The organism is Pseudomonas sp. RA_5y_Pfl1_P24 (assembly GCF_963970945.1).
GTDB classification, from domain to species: Bacteria; Pseudomonadota; Gammaproteobacteria; order Pseudomonadales; family Pseudomonadaceae; genus Aquipseudomonas; species Aquipseudomonas tritici.
Window position 1 is genome coordinate 14941 of sequence record NZ_CAXAOJ010000015.1, and the last position, 15233, is coordinate 30173.

Here is a 15233-nt window from a genome sequence, read left to right on the forward strand (position 1 = left end):
CTCCCACATTTGAATCTCTGCCAGATAGTTAAATCGGATTACTTGCCCAGCTTGCGCAACTCATCCGACTCCACCACCCGTACCCCATCCTGCTCTTCCAGGGCCAGGCGCCACATGGCGCGGGCCAGTTCGCACACTTCAATGCCGCGGTATTTCCCAGGAATCAATCGCGACAACGGCCCTGCCAACTGTTCGGCCAAGCGCGGCTCCAGCCTTTCCCCGAGTAACAGCGACGGTCGCACGATGGTCAGTTGTGGCCAATCCTGAGCCTTCAACGCTTCCTCCATTTCGCCTTTGACGCGGTTGTAGAAGATCGAGGACTTCGGGTCGGCGCCAATCGCGCTGACCACGATCAGGTGTCGCGCGCCCAGTTCCCGCGCACGTTTGGCGAAGGCCACGACCATGTCCAGGTCGACCGCGCGGAAGGCGTCTTCGGAGCCCGCCTGTTTGATGGTAGTGCCCAGGCAGCAAAAGGCGATATCCACCTGGCCGCTCAGTTGCGGCAGGAACACCGCCGGGTCGCCCACCGGGTTTTCCAGGTGCGGGTGTTCGGCCAGTGGCTTGCGGCTGGGTGCCAGCACGCGGGTCACGGTGGGTTCGTTGAGCAGGCGGTCGAGCAGGTGTTCGCCTGCGAGGCCGGAGGCGCCAGCGAGCAAGATATGCTGCGGAGTCAGGTACATGGTGTTTCCCCCTCGTTACACGTTACAGCTTAGTTGCCTTTGGCTTCCTTACTATTCATTGAGACGCTTTCGAGCGCCTTTCGTGCCTGCTGTTTGCGTAATAATTGCCAATGGGCGATGACGCCCTTGGGGGCCCAGATCTGCGGTTCGGAGGCTTCGAAGCTGTCCGCCTGCTCGCGCTCGGCCACATGCAGTTGCGCCAGCTTGAAGGCTTGCTGCAGGTCGTCGGTCTGGTTGAAGGCTTGGGCGAAGAGGGCGTCGCCGAAGTAGGTGAAGTCGGCTTCCTCGGAACAACCGAAGGACACACGGTCGGCCCGCGAGGCGGTCATGATCAGCGTGTGCTCATCTTTCAGTGCCGGGATGAAACCGCCGGAATAGCAGGCGGAAATCACCACGATCTTGTCGCGGTTCTTCAACGGCGCCATCACGGCGGCCAGTTCATCGGCAGGCAGGTCCGCCAGTTCCATGCGCGGTTGGTCCAGCACCAGTTCGTGTTCGTGGGTGCCGTGGCTGGTCATGTAAATAAACACCAAGTCTTCCGGCCCGGTGCGTTCGGCCAGGGTTTGCACGGCGCGACGCAGGCTTTCGCGGGTGGCCAGGGGGCGGTCGGCGATGTGGTCGCGGTGATTGACCAGGCGAATCTGCCCGCGCGCGCCGAAACGCGTTGCGAGCAGGTTGCTGACGTAATCGGCCTCGCGCAGGAACACGCTCTGTTTGCCGTCACCGGCCACGGCGAGGGTGTACAGCTCCACGGCGGGGGTGGAGGCGGGCACTTCGGCGAGGGCGGTATCCAGCAGGCGGCCCTGGGCCAGCACGCCGATTTCCAGTGGGTCGGGCAATAATTTGCCGTCGGCATCACGCACACGCAGGCCATTGACCCACGTGCCGGCCTGTACGGTGCCATCGGTGAGGACGAGGGTGCCTTTGCCTTGGTAGCTGTCGCTGTCGAAGCCGCCAATATAGAAGCTGCCGTCGGTGAGGTTCAGGCGGCCTTCACCGGTAAAGCGCCAATCGCTGAACTGACCCACGTAGTGGCTACCATCGACGCCAATCAACTCGCCTTTGCCGCTGAGCGCGCCTTCCTTGAACTGGCCGATCCACACGTCGCCGTCGGCGTTCTCATAGCGGCCTTTGCCGTTGAGCTGGTTCTGTTTGAACTGGCCGACATAGATGTCGCCGTCGGCGCTGTTGAACGTGCCGTTGCCTTCCAGTTGGCCATCGACGAAATGGCCGCTGAACTGGTTGCCACTGTCATCGTTGCGCTGGCCTTCGCCATTCGGCTTGCCGTGGGCGAACTGGCCCTGGTACTGGCTGCCGTCGGCCAGTTCCAGGCGGCCGAGGCCGGAATACTGGTCGTTCTTGAATTCACCGCGATAGGTCATCTGCCCCTCTTTGAGGGTGCCTTCGCCGTTGCGTCGCCCGTTCTTGAAACCGCCCACATAGTGACTGCCCGCCGTGGTCAGGCTGCCCTGGCCGTCGAACAGGCCCTGTTTGAACTGACCTTTATAGACTTCGCCATTGCTGCCATGCCATTCGCCCTGGCCGTGCCATTGACCTTTGTCGAACTGGCCGGCGTACCAGCTGCCATTGGGGTAGTCCACACGGCCCTGGCCTTGCAGCAAGCCATTGACCACATCGCCCCGGTAACGGCCGCCGTCGGGCAGGCGCGCATCGGGCGGCAACAGCGATTCGCCGTCTCCGCAAGCGGTGAGCAACAGGGCAAGGGCAAGGGGAGCGAGTGGGCGCATAGCGGGATCCGGGTAATTGAGCGCCGAGTATGCCGCAGCCGCGAGTTTCATACATAAATTTACATACACAGTGGTGAGGTTTTACCCCTCACCACAGGCAAGGCTTACACGAAGCAGAGTGACAGCGACTCGGCAATGTAGGCGGGTTTTTCCTGACCTTCGATTTCCAGGGTGGCGGTGGCCTTGAACAGCCATTGGCCAGGTTTTTTCTCGGTGACGTCGGTCAGGGTCACGTTCAGCCGCACCTTGGAATCAACCTTTACCGGCTGGATAAAGCGCACGCTGTCCAGGCCATAGTTGACGGCCATCTTCAGGCCTTCAGGCATGATCAGGATGTCTTCCATCAGCTTGGGCATCAGCGACAACGACAGGAAACCGTGTGCGATGGTGCTGCCGAACGGTGTTTGCGCGGCCTTGACCGGGTCGACGTGGATGAACTGATGATCGCCTGTGGCCTCTGCGAACAGGTTGATGCGCGCCTGGTCGATGGTGAGCCATTCGGAACGTCCCAGTTCCTTGCCGACATAATCGTTGAGCTGCGCTACGGGTATATAAGGCATTGCGTCTCTCCTTGGTTCATCGGTTTTTATCAGTAGACGAACTTCAATGTAGATCATCATGGGCAACAGGTCGGGTCAACCCACCATGCTTTTGGCGAATGCCTGAGCATACGGCGGGCATGCTTATAATGCCGACACGTTTTGAGGGGGAGAAAACGGATGCTGTTACGCGGTCTGACATGGCTGGTGCTGTTTCAATTGATCGGCACGGCACTCAATCATTTGCTGCTGCCGGTGCTGCCGGGGCCGATCATCGGCCTGTTGCTGATGCTGGGTTACCTGGTGTGGCGCGGCGAAGTCGGCGAACCCCTGAGCCTGGCGGCCAGCAGCCTGTTGCGTTACCTGCCGTTACTGTTGGTGCCGCCGGCGGTGGGGGTAATGGTGTACGCCAAGGACATTGCCGCTGATTTCTGGGCGATTGTCGGCGCGCTGGTGCTGTCGCTGGTGATCGCCATGGCGTTTGTCGGTGTGCTGATGCAACACATGGTCAAGCGCAAGGAGAAGGATCAATGAGCTTCGACTGGCAGGGCGCGTGGACGGCGGTGATTCATCACCCCTTGTTCGGCATTGGTATCACCCTCGGTGCCTATCAACTGGTGTTGGCAGGGTTCGAGAAGACCCGTTGGGTGTTCCTGCAACCGGTGCTGGTCTCCATGCTGTTGGTGATCGGCGTGTTGCTCTCCTGTGGCCTGAGCTACGCCGAATACCGCAAGAGCACCGAGATCATGGGCATCCTGCTCGGCCCGGCGACGGTGGCGCTGGCCGTGCCGCTGTATTTGAACCTGCGACGGATTCGCCAATTGTTCTGGCCGATTTTTACTACGCTGGTGGTAGGCGGGGTGTTGGCCACCGGCCTGTGTGTGCTGCTGGGCTGGTGGTTTGGCGCCGAGCACATGATGTTGATGACCATGGCGCCCAAGTCGGTGACCTCGCCGATTGCCATGCTGGTGGCCGAGCAGATCGGCGGCGTGGCAGCGTTGGCGGCGGTGTTTGTGCTGATCACCGGGGTGGTGGGGGCGATGGTCGGCCCGTCACTGCTTTCACGCTTGGGCGTGTACAGCCCCGAAGCGCGAGGCATGGCCCTGGGCATGACCGCCCACGCTGTCGGCACCTCGGTGGCCCTGCAGGAAAGCGAAGAGTGCGGTGCCTTTGCGGCGCTGGCCATGAGTCTGATGGGCGTAGCCACGGCGGTGCTCCTGCCGCTGGCTGTGTCAGTGATCGTTTAAATCGGGGTTAAGGAAACCTTTTATGAGTCTGGCGCTGTTCCCGCTAAATACCGTGCTGTTCCCTGGCTGCACCCTCGACCTGCAACTGTTCGAGGCGCGCTACCTGGACATGATCAGCCGCTGCATGAAAAAGGGCGAAAGCTTCGGCGTGGTGTGCATCCTCGACGGCAGGGAAGTGGGCATGGCCCCGGACGGCTACGCGCTGATCGGCTGTGAAGCGCTGATTCGCGACTTCAAACAACAGGACAACGGCCTGCTGGGGATTCGAGTCGAAGGCGGTCGCAGGTTCCGCGTGCGGGATGCGGGCGTGCAGAGTGACCAATTGCTGGTGGCCGACGTGCAATGGCTCGAAGAACTGCCTGACCAACCGCTGGAAGAAGAGGACGCCGACCTGCTGGCGCTGCTGCAGGCGTTGGCCGAGCACCCCTTGGTTGCTTCGCTGGACATGGATGCGCACGCCGACGGGCAGCAAGCCTTGGGCAATCAGTTGGCGTATCTGCTGCCCTTCACCGAGGCCGACAAGGTCGACCTGCTGCAACTCGACGACCCGCAGCAGCGCCTGGATGCGATCCAGATGCTGCTCGATGAATTGCAGGGGGAGCTGTTCACTTAATAGGCGTAGCGCAGCAGAGCATGCGGCGTGCCGGTGAATGCGATGAAGCTCAGCACCGTAATCAGCGCCGGCAACAACAGCCACCAGGTTTTTTGTGACATGGCGGGCAGCGGGCTTCGGTACTGGCTGATGCCCAGGCTGAACGCACACACCGTCATCGCCAGCAGTGTGCCGGCCAGGATGTCCGTGGGCCAATGGGCGCCGAGGTAGACCCGCGACATCGCGATAAATGCAGCCGGAATGCAGCCCAGCAGCATCCACGTCAGGCGCAGCCGTGTGGGTTGCCCGCGACCGGCCAGGATCGCCAGGGCCAGGAAAAACGCGAAAGCGCCGGACGCGTGGCCGCTGGGCATGCTGAAGCTGGTCAAAGGGTCTGTAAGGATTTCCGGCCGTCCGCGAGCGAAAAACAGCTTGGTCCCGGTGTTGATCACCGCAGCGCCCGCCAGCGTTATGCCGACAAACACCGCATGGCGCCATTGGCGTGCCAATAGCAGCAGGCCGGTGAAGACGGCGCTGGCGAAAAACATCTTCTTGAATTCACCCAGTTGGGTGATGCGCACCATCACTTCATCCAACCAAGGGCTGCGATGTTCCTGCACCAGGGCGGTCAGGCCATGGTCGAAGTTGTCCAGAGCGTGGTAGCCGATAAACAGCGCGATCAACAGCACCAGGCTCGCGCAACCCATCCACAAGGTAGCGCGACGATGGCCGCGCAAGCTGCTGTTCACGCTCAGCCCGATCAGTACGGCCAGGCATCCTGCGACCACTGCGGCCTCGGGCCAGAACCCCTCGGGCAGAGGCAAGCGGAAGGCGGCGCCGGTCGCCCAGCCCGGCAGCAGATAGGCCACCGACCAGCCCGCTGCCGCCACGACGCTCACCACCGCAAAGCGCGGAAATGGCATGTCGCACATGCCCGCCACCATCGGCAGCATAGGGCGCAGCGGGCCGATGAAGCGTCCGACCAGGAGGCTGGCAATGCCGTACTTGTGGAAGTAGGTTTCAGCGCCGTTCATCCATTCAGGATGGTGACGCAAGCCGGGCAAGCGCCGGATGTTCTGGTGGAAATGTCGACCCAGAAAGTAGGAAGCCCCGTCACCGAGCAGACCGCCCAGAAAGCCCAGCAGCAAGGTTTCACTCAGGGGCAGTGCGCCGCTGCCGGCGAGTGCGGCAATAGCAAACAACAATACCGTGCCAGGCACGATCAACCCGGCGATGGCCAAGCACTCCACGCAGGCGACGATAAACACCGCCACCGCCAGCCATTCGGGGTTGAGGGTCAACCAGCCGGTAATGCTATCGAGCCATTGGCCCATACAATCCACTCCATTTATTCGGCCACTGCCTTGCAAATTCATATCCGGACTCGCCGCCCACATTGAATCTGCCGCGCTGCAGATATCAATTTTCAGCAGGAACAGCGGCCTCTACTAATCAAATCAAAAAATAATCGCGACCTTCGACCTGGCCCCGGCGCAGCGGGTTCCGTGTGCAATAAGGCGCATAGCCAGCATCCACAAAGCGGTACATCAAGTGTTCATCACGGCCGCTGGGAATGCCCAGGCGGGTGGTTTGGATGATCTGAGTCGGCGCCTGGCCCACATCCTCAACGTAGAGCAATTCCTGATCGAAGCGCTTGGCATCCCACATCGGCACCTTCAACCTCAAGGCTTTGCACAGCAACGTCTGGCCTGCGCACAGCTTTTGAGCGGCGCGAGGGCTGCCATCGGCATTTGGATTGTTCAACAGCATCTGCGCCAGGCTTTCGGGGCCGGACAACGCGTCGACCCACGGATACGCCGATTTGATCAACACGGCATTACCCGGCCCCTGAGCGCTGAAGTTCAGGGAATCGCCACCACGGGCGTAGTACATGTAGATATGACCGCCATCCAGAAACAAAGCCTTACGCTTTTCTGTGTAGCCCAATGAAGCGTGACTGCCTTTTTCGGCCACGTAATAGGCTTCGGTTTCAATAATTCGTGCAGAAAGCCAGGTTTCGCCGACGCGATGGCGGATGACTTTTCCGAGTAATGCTTGCGCAAGAGTTTGCGCATCGCGCTCGAAGAAGCTGTCGGGCAGGGCGCTGGCGGGGGGTAGGGGCGATGAGCTGGGCATGGCAGTCAGGGTAAATACGGCTAAATGTGACGGAATCATAACAACTCCCACCTTAATTACCGCTGAACCCCAGATTTTTACAGTTCATTTCGACCATCCGCCCCTCACCGCTGTCAGTCGGGCGGCGTCACAGCTATAATCTGCCGCTTTCCTCCATGCCAAGACTCCCTGACCATGACTGAGTCCGTTCTTGACTACATGACCCGCCTGGGTCGCGCTGCCCGTCAGGCCTCGCGGTTGATCGCCCGTGCGAGCACTGCGCAGAAGAACCGTGCCCTGTTGGCTGCCGCCGACGCTCTGGATGCTTCGCGCTCCGAGCTCGCCACTGCCAACGAACTGGACCTGGCCAACGGCCGCGCCAATGGCCTGGAGCCGGCCCTGCTGGACCGCCTGGCGCTGACCCCGGCACGTATCGACGACATGATCGAAGGTTTGCGTCAGGTGGCCAAGCTGCCTGACCCCATCGGCGAAATCCGCGACATGCGTTACCTGCCGTCCGGCATCCAGGTCGGCAAGATGCGCGTGCCGCTGGGCGTGATCGGCATCATTTATGAGTCGCGTCCGAACGTTACCATTGACGCCGCGAGCCTGTGCCTCAAGTCCGGCAACGCCACCATCCTGCGTGGCGGTTCCGAGGCGATCAATTCGAACCGCGCCATTGCAGCGTGTATTCAGCAGGGCCTGGCCGTGGCCGAGTTGCCCGCCGAAGTGGTGCAGGTGGTGGAAACCACCGACCGCGCCGCCGTAGGTGCGCTGATCACCATGCCGGAATTTGTCGACGTGATCGTGCCACGTGGCGGCAAGAGCCTGATCGAGCGCGTCAGCCGCGATGCCAAGGTGCCAGTCATCAAGCACTTGGACGGCGTGTGTCACGTATACATCGACATCGCTGCCGACATCGACAAGGCGATCCGCATCGCCGACAACGCCAAGACTCACCGCTACGCCCCCTGCAACACCATGGAAACCCTGCTGGTGCACGTCGGCATTGCCGATCGCGTGCTGCCGCCGCTGGCTGCCATCTACCGTGACAAGGGCGTGGAACTGCGCGGTTGTGAGCGTACCCGTGCGCTGCTTGGCGCGGACGTGATCGAGGCCACCGAACAAGACTGGTACACCGAGTACACGGCGCCGATCCTGTCGATCCGCATCGTCGACGACCTGGATGAGGCCATCGAGCACATCAACACCTATGGCTCCAAGCACACCGACGCCATTGTTTCCGAGCATTTCAGCGATGCCCGGCGTTTCCTCAACGAAGTGGATTCCGCTTCGGTGATCGTCAACGCCTCGACGCGTTTTGCCGATGGTTTCGAGTATGGCCTGGGGGCGGAGATCGGCATTTCCACCGACAAGCTCCACGCACGCGGCCCGGTTGGCCTGGAAGGCCTGACCAGCGAGAAGTACGTGGTGTTCGGCGACGGTCATGTGCGCACTTGATGGCTAAACGCATCGGGCTGCTCGGCGGTACCTTCGACCCCGTGCACATCGGCCACTTGCGCAGTGCCCTGGAAGTCGCGGATGCCCTTGCGCTGGACGAGCTGCGGGTGATGCCCAACGCTCGGCCTCCGCATCGCGATACGCCGCAGGTGTCGCCGCAGCAGCGCCTTGAAATGGTGCGCCTGGCCGTGGAAGGTATCTCGCCGCTGGTGGTGGACGACCATGAGCTCAAGCGCGATAAACCGTCCTACACTGTTGACACCCTGGAGCTGATGCGCGCCGAACTGGCCGCAGATGACCAGTTGTTTCTGCTTTTGGGCTGGGACGCATTTTGCGGCCTGCCCTCTTGGCATCGCTGGGAGGAACTCCTTCAGCATTGCCACATCCTGGTTTTGCAACGCCCGGATGCCGACAGCGAACCGCCGGATGCCTTGCGCAACCTGCTGGCCGCGCGGTCGGTAAGTGACCCCTTGGCCCTGACCGGGCCGAACGGGAATATTGCATTCGTCTGGCAGACCCCGCTTGCGGTGTCCGCCACCCAGATCCGTCAACTGCTGGCCAGCGGGAAGTCGGTACGTTTCCTGGTGCCTGACGCGGTCCTGGCCTACATCGATGCGCACGGGCTTTACCGTGCGTCGAACTGAAAAGGCGCGCTTGAGCGTACGCACAGTCGTACAGCGAGCGCCCGTACATACGAGCAAAACGAGTTTTATATGACGAACAAAGACGTAAGCAAAGTTAAGCGCAAAGGCACCTTCAAAAGCGCCCCGCTGCCGGTAGAAGCCCACGTTGGCCCTGAGCTGGCTGGCGAAGAGCTGGTAAAAGTCGCCGTAGCGGCCCTGGAAGACGTTAAGGCCCAGGACATCCAAGTGCTGGACGTGCGCGACAAGCAGAGCATCACCGACTACATGATCATCGCCACCGGTACCTCCAACCGCCAGATCGGCGCGATGCTGGACAAGGTTCGCGAAGCCGTCAAAGCCCAAGGCGTCAAGCCGCTGGGTGAAGAAGGCAAGGGCGACAGCGACTGGGTGCTGTTGGACATGGACGACGTGATCGTGCACATGATGACCTCCAACGCTCGCCAGTTCTACGACCTGGAGCGTCTGTGGAAAGGCGCCGAGCAGAGCCGTGCCGCCGATGGCAAGCACCACAGCCCGGAAGTGGGCCACGCGCACTTCGACAAGCTGAACAAAGACCAGGAATAAGGAACGGCTGTGCGCCTGCGTCTGATCGCTGTCGGTTCACGCATGCCCAAGTGGGTGGAAGAAGGCTGGCACGAGTATGCCAAGCGTCTGCCCGCTGAGCTGTCGCTTGAACTGGTGGAAATACCGCTGAATACCCGGGGCAAGAATGCCGATGTGGCGCGCTTTATCCGTCAGGAAGGCGAAGCCATGTTGGCCAAGGTCGGCCCCAACGAGCGCATCGTCACTCTCGAAGTGCACGGCAAACCCTGGAGCACCGAGCAATTGGCGGTGGAACTGGACCGCTGGCGCCTGGATTCGCGTACGGTCAACTTCATGGTGGGCGGCCCCGAAGGGCTGGCGCCGGAAGTCTGTGCGCGGGCGGACCAGCGTTGGTCTTTGTCAGCGCTGACGCTGCCGCACCCGTTGGTACGGATTCTGATCGGTGAGCAGCTGTATCGCGCCTGGACAGTTCTGTCCGGGCACCCTTATCACAAATAATCTGCGCCTTTTTCGATGACCCAGCCGATCCGCATCAAGGACCACGAGAAAGACGCACGTCTCGTACGCGCTCGGGTCGTGTTCGGCGCTTTTATGGTGGTGGGGCTAATCGGGGTGCTGATTGCGCGCCTGTATTTCCTGCAGGTGATCCAGTACGACTATCACTCCACGCTGTCGGAAAACAACCGGGTGCATGTGCAGCCGATTCCGCCGACCCGTGGACTGATTTTCGACCGTAATGGCGTGGTGGTCGCGGATAACCGGCCCAGCTTCAGCCTGAGCATGACCCGCGAACGTTCCGGTGATTGGCAGCAGATCCTTGATGTGATCGTCGAGGTGCTGCAGTTGACCCCAGAAGACCGCGTGATCTTCGAAAAGCGCATGAAGCAGGGGCGCAGGCCATTCGAGCCGGTGCCGATCCTGTTTGAGCTGACCGAAGAGCAGATTGCCCGGATCGCGGTGAACCAGTTCCGTCTGCCGGGTGTGGAAGTGGTGGCGCAGTTGGTGCGGCACTACCCGCAGGGGCCGCACTTTGCGCACTCTGTCGGCTACATGGGGCGAATCAACGAGAAAGAGCTGAAAAGCCTCGACCCGGTCAATTACAGCGGCACCCACCATATCGGCAAGACTGGCATCGAGCGTTTCTACGAGCCAGAACTGCACGGCCAGGTGGGTTACGAAGAAGTCGAGACCAACGCTCGCGGCCGTGTGCTTCGGGTGCTCAAGCGCACCGATCCGGTGCCGGGCAAGGACATCGTGCTGAGCCTGGATATCAAGTTGCAGGAAGCCGCCGAGATGGCCCTGGGCGGTCGGCGTGGCGCGGTGGTCGCGCTGGACCCGAAGACCGGTGAAGTGCTGGCGATGGTCAGCCAACCAAGCTTCGACCCCAACCTGTTTGTGACCGGCATCAGCTTCAAGGCTTACGCCGAGTTGCGCGATTCCATTGACCGGCCGCTGTTCAACCGCGTATTGCGCGGCCTGTACCCGCCGGGTTCGACGATCAAGCCGGCGGTGGCGATTGCGGGTCTGGACGCGGGCGTGATCACGGCCTCCAGCCGAGTCTATGACCCTGGCTACTACATGCTGCCCAACTACGATCACAAATACCGTAACTGGAACCGCACCGGTGACGGCTATGTCGACTTGGACACCGCGATCATGCGCTCCAACGACACCTATTTTTACGACCTGGCTCACAAGCTGGGGATTGATCGCCTATCCACCTATATGCGCAAGTTCGGCCTCGGTCAAAAAGTCTCCCTGGACATGTTCGAAGAGTCCCCAGGCTTGATGCCGTCGCGCGAATGGAAGCGCGCGACCCGCCGCCAGGCGTGGTTCCCGGGCGAGACGCTGATCCTCGGCATCGGCCAGGGCTACATGCAGGCCACGCCGCTGCAGCTGGCCCAGGCCACGGCGCTGGTGGCCAACAAAGGCATCTGGAACCGTCCGCACCTGGCCCGGACCATCGAAGGCGAAAAGCCGGTGGATGACAACCCGATCCCCGACATTGTGCTGCGTGACCCGTCGGACTGGACCAAGGTCAACCATGGCATGCAGCAAGTGATGCACGGTGCCCGCGGTACGGCGCGCAAAGCGGCCATTGGCGCGCAATACCGTATTGCCGGTAAGAGCGGTACCGCGCAAGTAGTGGCGATCAAGCAAGGCGAGAAATATGACCGCTCCAAGATTCAGGAGCGCCACCGTGACCACGCCTTGTTTGTCGGCTTCGCGCCGGCCGACGATCCGAAAATTGTGGTGGCGGTGATGGTCGAAAACGGCGAATCCGGCTCCGGCGTCGCGGCCCCGGTGGTGCGCCAGATCATGGACGCCTGGCTGTTGGCCGACGACGGCAGGCTCAAGCCCGAATATGGCGGCCCCCCGTCAAGCACCGAGGTTACGGCCCATGAAGAGTAATTTTGACCGCATCCTCTCCAGCGAGGACGTGATGCGTCGCCGTGCGACGTTGCTGCAACGCATTCACATTGATGGCCCGTTGCTGATCCTGTTGCTGACATTGGCAGCCGGCAGCCTGTTCGTCCTGTACTCGGCCAGCGGCAAGAACTGGGACCTGCTGATCAAGCAAGCGTCGTCGTTCGGCCTGGGCCTGTTGTCGATGGTCGTGATCGCCCAGCTTGAGCCACGGTTCATGGCGCGTTGGGTGCCGCTGGGCTACGTCGTCGGGGTGCTGCTGCTGGTGGTCGTGGACGTGATGGGCCACAACGCCATGGGCGCGACGCGCTGGATCAACATTCCGGGGGTGATTCGCTTCCAGCCGTCGGAATTCATGAAGATTCTGATGCCGGCAACCATCGCCTGGTACTTGTCCAAGCGCACCTTGCCGCCGCAGCTCAAACACGTGGGCATCAGCCTGATCCTGATTGGCGTGCCGTTTGTGCTGATCGTGCGCCAGCCCGACCTCGGCACCTCGCTGCTGATCCTGGCGGGCGGTGCCTTCGTGCTGTTCATGGGCGGTTTGCGCTGGCGCTGGATCCTCAGCGTGCTGGCTGCCGCCGTGCCCGTGGCTGTGGCCATGTGGTTCTTCTTTATGCATGACTACCAGAAGCAGCGAATCCTGACCTTCCTCGACCCTGAAAGCGACCCGCTCGGCACCGGCTGGAACATCATCCAGTCGAAGGCCGCCATCGGTTCCGGCGGCGTATTTGGTAAGGGATGGTTGCTGGGCACCCAATCGCACTTGGACTTTTTGCCCGAGAGTCACACCGACTTCATTATTGCGGTACTGGGCGAAGAGTTTGGCCTGGTGGGCATTTGCGCGCTGCTGCTGATCTATTTGCTGTTGATCGGTCGCGGCCTGGTGATCACCGCGCAGGCGCAGACGTTGTTCGGAAAATTGCTGGCCGGCGCCCTGACCATGACTTTTTTTGTTTACGTTTTCGTCAACATCGGTATGGTCAGTGGCCTGTTGCCGGTTGTTGGGGTGCCGTTGCCGTTCATTAGCTACGGCGGAACTTCGCTGGTGACATTGATGTCAGCGTTTGGGGTTTTGATGTCGATTCATACGCATCGCAAATGGATCGCACAGGTTTGAATAAGGTGAAGATGTCAATGCAAGTAATGCGCGGCTGGGCGACTCGGCATGCGTCCTGGATGGGCCTGATTGGGCTGCTGGGCGCAACGCAAGAGGCGCAGGCCGGTGACTACGATGGTTCACCCCAGGTCGCCGAGTTTGTCGGTGAAATGACCCGCGACTATGGTTTCGCCGGTGAGCAACTGATGGGCGTGTTCCGCGAAGCCCAGAAAAAACAGGCGATCCTCGACGCCATTTCTCGCCCTGCCGAACGCGTGAAGCAGTGGAAGGAGTATCGCCCGATGTTCCTCACCGACGCCCGCGTGGCGCGGGGTGTGGACTTCTGGCGCCAGCATGAGGCAGTACTGGCCCGCGCCGAGCAGGAATACGGTGTGCCAGCCCAGGTCATTGTCGCGATCATTGGCATCGAAACCTTTTACGGGCGCAATACCGGCAGTTACCGGGTGATCGACGCCTTGTCGACCCTGGGCTTCGATTACCCGCCGCGCGCCGACTTCTTCCGCAAGGAGCTGCGCGAATTCCTGCTGCTGGCTCGCGAAGAGCAGGCCGACCCGCTGAGCCTCAAGGGTTCCTACGCGGGTGCGATGGGCTTGCCGCAGTTCATGCCGAGCAGCTTCCGCGCCTATGCCGTTGACTTTGACGGTGATGGGCATATCAATATCTGGAGCAATCCGGACGATGCCATCGGCAGTGTGGCCAGCTACTTCAAGCGTCATGGCTGGGTCGGCGGCGAACCGGTGGTGATCCGCGCCGATGTCACGGGGGATCGCGCCGACGAAGGCCTGACCCAAGGCATTGAGCCGGCCAAGACGGTCGGGGAGTTGCGGGCGCTGGGCTGGTCGAGTCAGAATGCGCTGCCTGATGATCTGCCGGTGACGGCGTTCCGTCTTGAAGGCGAACATGGCCCGGAATACTGGATGGGCCTGAAGAATTTCTACGCAATCACGCGTTATAACCGCAGTGTGATGTACGCCATGGCCGTGCATCAGCTGTCAGACATGCTGGTCCAAGCACGGGGCAACAAGTAATGCGGGCATCGCCGTTCAATAAACCGCTCAAGCTGGTGGCGTTCGCCGCGTTGTCCCTGCTGGTCGTCAGTTGTTCCACCAGTCGTGGTCCAGCGCAGAAGGCCGGGGGCACTGTTGTCCGTGCCCAGCCGGGCCTGGACATCAACCGCGCGCACAAAGATGGCGCGCCGTGGTGGGACGTCGACGTGTCGAAGATCCCTGACGCCACGCCGACCCTGCACACCGGCCCGTACAAGGCGAACCCTTATACCGTGCTGGGCAAAAGCTACTTTCCCCTGCAGGAATCCAAGACGTACGTCCAATCGGGTACAGCGTCCTGGTATGGCACCAAATTCCATGGCCAGAACACCGCCAACGGCGAAGTGTATGACCTGTACGGCATGAGCGCGGCCCACAAGACCCTGCCGCTGCCCAGCTACGTACGCGTGACCAACCTGGACAACAACCGCACGGTGATCCTGCGGGTCAACGACCGCGGGCCGTTCTATTCGGACCGCATCATCGACTTGTCGTACGCTGCCGCGAAGAAACTCGGTTATGCCGAAATCGGTACTGCGCGCGTGAAGGTTGAAGGTATCGACCCGGCGCAATATTGGGCCCAGCGCGGCAAGCCAGCGCCGTTGATGCTCAATGAGCCGCAAACCCAGCAGCCGCAAGTGACCGCCTCAACGGGCAAGGTCGAGCAGTGGACGCCTCCGCCGCAGCAGCATGCTCCGGACACCGTCGTCGTACCCAGGGCTGCACCAGGCGCTGCCGTAGCGGGCGGGCAATACCTGCAGGTCGGCGCTTTCGCCAACCCGGATGCGGCAGAACTGTTAAGGTCCAAGCTGAGCGGCATGGTCAACGCGCCGGTTTTTATCAGCTCCATCGTGCGTAACCAGCAGACCCTGCATCGCGTGCGGATGGGGCCGATAGGCTCGCCGAGCGAAGTCGCGCAAGTGCAGAACAGCGTGCGCATGGCCAACCTGGGGCAGCCCAGCGTGGTTACCGCCGAATAACAGAGAATTGATGGTTCTGGCTCGTGCGCGGGTCAGGGCTGTGGTTGTTGGCTCGTTTGACAATAAAAACCCAGGGGCAAGGGGTGAGCGG

Annotated in this window: 16 protein-coding genes; 11 read left to right on the plus strand and 5 right to left on the minus strand. The window is 61.4% G+C overall.

Annotated elements, in window-relative coordinates; genetic code table 11:
- Positions 1–38: 38 nt before the first annotated feature.
- The 3 genes from AACY30_RS22570 to AACY30_RS22580 all read right to left on the minus strand — a co-directional run bounded on the left by AACY30_RS22570 (position 39) and on the right by AACY30_RS22580 (position 2988).
- Positions 39–680 carry an oxidoreductase gene (locus AACY30_RS22570; RefSeq protein WP_339494375.1) on the minus strand — a complete coding sequence of 214 codons (642 nt, stop codon included), beginning with the start codon at positions 678–680 and terminating at the stop codon, positions 39–41.
- Positions 681–709: 29 nt separating this feature from the next.
- Positions 710–2428: a C13 family peptidase gene (locus AACY30_RS22575; RefSeq protein WP_339541139.1), complete on the minus strand. Its 1719-nt coding sequence runs from the start codon at positions 2426–2428 to the stop codon at positions 710–712.
- A 104-nt stretch (positions 2429–2532) separates the two neighbouring features.
- Complete coding sequence (locus AACY30_RS22580) at positions 2533–2988, minus strand: MaoC family dehydratase (RefSeq protein ID WP_339416931.1); 456 nt, start codon at positions 2986–2988, stop codon at positions 2533–2535.
- A 159-nt stretch (positions 2989–3147) separates the two neighbouring features.
- Between AACY30_RS22580 and AACY30_RS22585 the strand changes: the two genes are divergently transcribed.
- The 3 genes from AACY30_RS22585 to AACY30_RS22595 are packed head-to-tail and all read left to right on the plus strand — an operon-like array spanning position 3148 to position 4827.
- The gene (locus tag AACY30_RS22585; RefSeq protein WP_049711365.1) at positions 3148–3501 is read left to right on the plus strand and encodes a CidA/LrgA family protein; all 354 of its coding nucleotides are present in this window, start codon (positions 3148–3150) and stop codon (positions 3499–3501) included.
- Positions 3498–4214: an LrgB family protein gene (locus AACY30_RS22590; protein WP_339471373.1), complete on the plus strand. Its 717-nt coding sequence runs from the start codon at positions 3498–3500 to the stop codon at positions 4212–4214. The genes AACY30_RS22585 and AACY30_RS22590 overlap by 4 nt, the downstream gene beginning before the upstream one ends.
- Positions 4215–4236: 22 nt before the next feature.
- On the plus strand, positions 4237–4827 hold the full coding sequence (locus AACY30_RS22595) for an LON peptidase substrate-binding domain-containing protein (protein WP_339471374.1): 591 nt from the start codon (positions 4237–4239) through the stop codon (positions 4825–4827).
- Here the strand turns inward: AACY30_RS22595 and AACY30_RS22600 are convergent.
- Together AACY30_RS22600 and AACY30_RS22605 are read right to left on the minus strand one after the other, a co-directional pair.
- Positions 4824–6140: a bifunctional DedA family/phosphatase PAP2 family protein gene (locus AACY30_RS22600; protein ID WP_339541140.1), complete on the minus strand. Its 1317-nt coding sequence runs from the start codon at positions 6138–6140 to the stop codon at positions 4824–4826. The genes AACY30_RS22595 and AACY30_RS22600 overlap by 4 nt on opposite strands.
- Positions 6141–6258: 118 nt before the next feature.
- Complete coding sequence (locus AACY30_RS22605) at positions 6259–6942, minus strand: DNA-3-methyladenine glycosylase (RefSeq protein ID WP_339541179.1); 684 nt, start codon at positions 6940–6942, stop codon at positions 6259–6261.
- A gap of 174 nt (positions 6943–7116) precedes the next feature.
- Between AACY30_RS22605 and AACY30_RS22610 the strand changes: the two genes are divergently transcribed.
- From AACY30_RS22610 to AACY30_RS22645, 8 genes are all read left to right on the plus strand, one after another.
- Positions 7117–8382, plus strand: coding sequence for a glutamate-5-semialdehyde dehydrogenase (locus AACY30_RS22610; RefSeq protein WP_339471376.1), 1266 nt, complete (start codon positions 7117–7119; stop codon positions 8380–8382).
- Entirely contained in the window at positions 8382–9026 is a 645-nt protein-coding gene (nadD, locus tag AACY30_RS22615; protein WP_049711370.1) for a nicotinate-nucleotide adenylyltransferase, read from the plus strand. The genes AACY30_RS22610 and nadD overlap by 1 nt, the downstream gene beginning before the upstream one ends.
- Positions 9027–9095: 69 nt before the next feature.
- A complete protein-coding gene (gene rsfS / locus AACY30_RS22620; protein ID WP_003237041.1) occupies positions 9096–9590 on the plus strand; it encodes a ribosome silencing factor in 495 nt (164 codons plus the stop codon).
- A 9-nt stretch (positions 9591–9599) separates the two neighbouring features.
- A complete protein-coding gene (gene rlmH, locus AACY30_RS22625) occupies positions 9600–10067 on the plus strand; it encodes a 23S rRNA (pseudouridine(1915)-N(3))-methyltransferase RlmH (RefSeq protein ID WP_003176297.1) in 468 nt (155 codons plus the stop codon).
- A gap of 15 nt (positions 10068–10082) precedes the next feature.
- Positions 10083–11981 (plus strand): penicillin-binding protein 2, encoded by a 1899-nt coding sequence (mrdA, locus tag AACY30_RS22630; RefSeq protein WP_339471377.1) that lies wholly within the window; start codon positions 10083–10085, stop codon positions 11979–11981.
- A 31-nt stretch (positions 11982–12012) separates the two neighbouring features.
- Positions 12013–13116, plus strand: a complete 1104-nt coding sequence (gene rodA, locus AACY30_RS22635) for a rod shape-determining protein RodA (protein ID WP_339471462.1) — start codon at positions 12013–12015, stop codon at positions 13114–13116.
- 17 nt (positions 13117–13133) lie between these two features.
- Complete coding sequence (gene mltB / locus AACY30_RS22640; RefSeq protein ID WP_339541141.1) at positions 13134–14144, plus strand: lytic murein transglycosylase B; 1011 nt, start codon at positions 13134–13136, stop codon at positions 14142–14144.
- The gene (locus AACY30_RS22645) at positions 14144–15142 is read left to right on the plus strand and encodes a septal ring lytic transglycosylase RlpA family protein (protein ID WP_339471379.1); all 999 of its coding nucleotides are present in this window, start codon (positions 14144–14146) and stop codon (positions 15140–15142) included. Before mltB ends, AACY30_RS22645 begins: the two co-directional genes overlap by 1 nt.
- Positions 15143–15233 lie beyond the last annotated feature (91 nt).